We start from the raw sequence: 4433 nt of genomic DNA on the forward strand, positions 1-4433 counted from the left end.
TAACGACCCGATTGCATGGATACTTAATAAATCAAAAGATGATTCTTTATACTCCTTATTAGTGCCATTTTTTGGCGATATAAAACAGAGTAATCAGCTCTACGTACTTGAAGAAAAATACTTTGGCCACGTGCGCCAATTTAACTATGTAAATACCCTTGCTTATATCGAAGCTATCAAAGAAACCTTACCAACATACCAACCATGGTTTGAACAATATGCTGGTAGCCTTGATTGGCGTTTATTAGCGGCACTTAGCTATCAAGAATCTATGTGGAATCCTCGCGCTAAATCGCCAACAGGCGTTCGCGGTATTATGATGCTAACCCGCAGTACAGCAAAGCAAGTAGGTGTTACCAACCGCTTAGAGCCAGAGCAAAATATTCGCGGTGGTGGTAAGTATTTAAGTAAACTGATTAAGCGTATTCCTGATAGAATTCCTCAACCTGATAGAACATGGCTTGCACTAGCGGCTTACAATGTAGGTTGGGGGCACGTTAACGACGCGCGTATAATTACCGAGCAGCAAGGCGCAAGCCCTGATAAATGGGCTGATGTAAAAAAACGCTTACCGCTGTTAATTAAAAAGCGCTATTACCGTAAAACTCGCTATGGTTATGCGCGTGGCGATGTAGCGGTTAAATATGTTGATAATATTCGTCGCTATTACGATGCACTTGTTTGGCTAGATGAGAATAATGCTATTGCTGTAGAGTCTGAGCCAGAACCAATCACAGAGCAGAGCACTGATACCGAGCCAAACTTAAATGAAGAAAGTGACGATAAAAGTAACAAAGATGAAGCGCAAACAGAAAAACAACAGCCTATAATTGAGCCCGAACTACCAAGTGAAAACAATAACTAAGATTTATATAGGTATCAGTTTTTTGAGCAAACCAGTAAGCAAAATTTAAGTAAATTAAATATCTGTTTACTTGTCATCAAATGATCACTAATGTGTATTACTTGTATATTATTATTTTATAAGATATACCCTGCGCCTTTCTCACTCTTGCATTAGGAGAAAACATGCTAAAACGTAGACGCACACAAAAATTAAAACGCAATGTGATTTATTCAACAGCCACACGTCGTCGTGTTATGCTAAGAAAACTGCACAAAAAAATCATCTGGCGCCGCCGAATGTTTGCTATGCAGCAAATGGCTGAAACAGAAATAGAGCCAATCGCTAGTTAACTCTAGCTAGGTTTATTTATTTGTTCATCACGAGCAGCTTTCTTAGCTGCTTTAATTTGCGCTCTTCTACGCTTAAAAAAATTCGAAATAGTATCACCGCATTGCTGTGCCAAAACACCACCGCACACCTCAACTTGATGATTTAACCTCGGCTCTTGTAATAAGTTCATAATTGAACCTGCAGACCCTGTTTTAGCATCGAGGGCACCAAATACTAAACGCTTTATTCTGCTATGCACCAACAGTCCTGCACACATAGAGCAAGGCTCTAACGTTACATATAGTGTGCAATCAATTAAGCGGTAATTATTAAGTACTTTTCCAGCTTCTCGCACTGCAATCATTTCCGCATGGGCTGATGGGTCGTTATCCGTTATTGAGCGGTTGTACCCCACTGAAATTAGCTGGTTATCTTTTACTACAATTGCTCCAACCGGAATTTCATCAAGCAACTCTGCTTGCTTTGCATACAAAAGCGCTTGCTCCATCCAGTAGGAATCATTAAATGGCTCGTTCATTCTTTCTACTTAAATAACTTTTTATGCTGTAATTATACCTAGTTAGCACTCTAAAGTGCGTCATTCATTACTTTATTGCAAAAATAAAACGATATTTACCTGTTTGTAATGGCTCACTAGTGTGGATTTACGCTATAATCTCACGCTTTTTTTATTTAGCTCACAACACGGGTAGCAAATGAAATTTCCTGGACGCCGCAGGCATAAACATTATTTTCCAGTGGAAGCCAAAGATCCACTTACTAATCAACTTAACGCAACAGAGCGATTACAACGTAGTTATATTACGGGTATCGATCAGATCGTTGTTGATATAGAGGCAAAAGTTGATCAAGCTTTCCTTGACGAATTTCAACTACGTAGAGGTATGTCACAAGTTATTGATAGCGACATAACGAACGCCTTATACGATCGTTTAAAATTAAACGATATGGTTGATTTTGAGTTTGCCGGTGGGACCATTGGTAACACTATGCACAACTACTCTGTACTTGCAGATGATCGCTCAGTTTTATTAGGCGTAATGAGCGAAAATATAAAAATAGGTAGCTATGCTTACCGCTTTTTATGTAATACCTCAAGCCGTGTAGATTTAAACTATCTCCAACCAGTAGATGGGCCTATAGGTCGTTGTTTTACATTAATTGATGAAACCGGTGAGCGTACTTTTGCGATAAGTGCGGGCCTAATGAATCACTTACGTCCTGAATCTATCGATAAAAACCTTATTGAAAATTCATCAGCATTAGTGATCAGTGCCTACCTCATGCGTACGCAAGGTAGTGAAACGATGACTGAAGCGACTATGCAAGCGGTAAAATACGCTAATGATGCAGGTGTGCCAGTTGTTCTTACACTCGGAACTAAATTCTTAATTGAACAAGACCCGACCTGGTGGGCAAACTTTGTTGAAAAGCATGTTGATATTCTTGCTATGAACGAAGAAGAAGGGTTAGCTATTACAGGTTTTGAAGACCCTCTTCTAGCTGCCGATAAAGCACTTGATTGGGTAGATTTGGTAATTTGCACCGCTGGCGAAAAAGGCTTATTTATGGCCGGCTACGTAGACGAAAGCTTAAAGCGTGAAACCGAATATCCATTATTACCAGGCGCCATACCTGATTTTAATCGATACGAATTTTCACGTGCTATGCGTAAAACCGAGTGTGATGAGCCTATCAGAGCATATAGCCATACAGCCCCATTTATGGGTGGACCTGATTCAATCAAAAACACCAATGGTGCAGGCGATTGTGCTTTAGCGGCTGTGCTACATGACTTATCAGCAAATGTTTATCATAAACTTAATGTGGCAAACTCTGCTAAGCATCAGCAACAAGCTATTACTTACTCGTCACTATCGCAAATTAGTAAATATGCTAACCGAGCTAGTTATGAAGTGTTAGTTCAGCACTCTCCTCGTTTATCTCGCGGTTTACCAGAACGCGAAGACTGCTTAGAACAGGTTTATTGGGAACAATAATAACGGTGGGAGCAATCATTGCTCCCTATCAACTTCCTAAAAAATAGAAATATCGAGCTTTTTAGATAGCAGTTCCAACGCTGCAATTCCTGCAACCGAATTACCAAACGAATTAAGTCCCGGAGAATAAACAGCTACCGTAAACTTATTTGGTAACACGGCTAAAATAGTCCCTGACACTCCCGATTTACCTGGCATACCTACTCTGTAACCAAAATCCCCCGCAGCATCGTATAAGCCACTGGTAAATAATAGCGAATTAAGCTGCTTATTTTGACGGCTACTTAAAACACGATCGCCCGATCGATTATCAACACCTTTATTTGCTAAAAAATTATAAGCTTTGGCTAATTCAATACAGTTGAGCTCAATAGAACAAAAGTTAAAGTAAGACCATAAAACATCATCGACTTCATTTTCAAAATTACCAAACGACTTCATTAAATGTGCCATAGCAGCATTACGATGCCTAAATTCATACTCAGAATTAGCGACTTTTTTATCAATCACTATCCCTCTATTACCAGCTAACAACCTAAAGGTCTCGAGCATAGAGTGCATTGGTGCAGATAAGCGGCTGTATAACGCATCACACGTTACAATTGCGCCTGCATTTATGAAAGGGTTACGAGGAATCCCTTTTTCAAACTCAAGCTGTGTAAGCGAATTAAAGGCAGTACCTGAAGGCTCCTTTCCAACTCGATGCCAAAGTTCATCACCATAACGTTGCAGTGCCATAGTAAGTGTCATAACTTTTGAAACAGACTGAATGGTAAAACGTTGAGAGCAATCCCCCGCACATACAGTCTTACCATCAGTTGTATAAATAGCGATAGAAAATTGCTCAGGATCGACCTCTGCAAGGGCTGGTATATAATCAGCTACTTTTCCTTGTGATAATAAAGGGCGTACTTCATGTGCTATTTCATCAAGCACCTTTTGGTAATCAGCTGTAGGCAAACTAGACCTCTATATCATCATTCATAAAAATTGGATTTTAGCACGCGCGAATAAACGCAACTAGTTTTGTTGTTGAATTTAATGGGGGATGTTTTTCTTAATTAAAAAAAGCAAAAAACGTCACATTACTGTAACGGGTTTCTCTTAATTAAATCTTGGTAATATCGTAGTGCCACAGCGGTGGAGAGCCACATAGCAAATGCTACACTATCTTTGTGTCGGGGCGTCCTTCTGCGGGGGCTCGCCCTAGAACTATTTTATTTCGCCACTGAGTT

The 4433-nt window shown here is 39.9% G+C and carries 5 protein-coding genes; 3 read left to right on the top strand and 2 right to left on the bottom strand.

The annotated features are described in order from the left end of the window. Both mltF and H5072_RS12505 read left to right on the top strand, forming a co-directional pair. Positions 1-865, top strand: an 865-nt coding sequence (gene mltF / locus H5072_RS12500) for a membrane-bound lytic murein transglycosylase MltF (RefSeq protein ID WP_182693706.1), incomplete at its 5' end; no start/stop codon positions are given. A gap of 164 nt (positions 866-1029) precedes the next feature. Next, positions 1030-1197 (top strand): hypothetical protein, encoded by a 168-nt coding sequence (locus tag H5072_RS12505; protein WP_002961076.1) that lies wholly within the window; start codon positions 1030-1032, stop codon positions 1195-1197. A 2-nt stretch (positions 1198-1199) separates the two neighbouring features. Here H5072_RS12505 and tadA read toward each other — a convergent pair whose 3' ends face one another. Continuing rightward, complete coding sequence (gene tadA, locus H5072_RS12510) at positions 1200-1715, bottom strand: tRNA adenosine(34) deaminase TadA (RefSeq protein WP_002961078.1); 516 nt, start codon at positions 1713-1715, stop codon at positions 1200-1202. Between the two features lie 178 nt (positions 1716-1893). Here tadA and H5072_RS12515 point away from each other — a divergent pair, with 178 nt between their 5' ends. Next, a complete protein-coding gene (locus tag H5072_RS12515; protein WP_033021433.1) occupies positions 1894-3198 on the top strand; it encodes an inosine/guanosine kinase in 1305 nt (434 codons plus the stop codon). Positions 3199-3234: 36 nt separating this feature from the next. Here H5072_RS12515 and glsB read toward each other — a convergent pair whose 3' ends face one another. Beyond that, the gene (gene glsB, locus H5072_RS12520; protein WP_002961081.1) at positions 3235-4158 is read right to left on the bottom strand and encodes a glutaminase B; all 924 of its coding nucleotides are present in this window, start codon (positions 4156-4158) and stop codon (positions 3235-3237) included. Between the last annotated feature and the right edge of the window lie 275 nt (positions 4159-4433).

Source organism: Pseudoalteromonas sp. SR45-5, assembly GCF_014163565.1.
Classification (GTDB): domain Bacteria; phylum Pseudomonadota; class Gammaproteobacteria; order Enterobacterales; family Alteromonadaceae; genus Pseudoalteromonas; species Pseudoalteromonas distincta.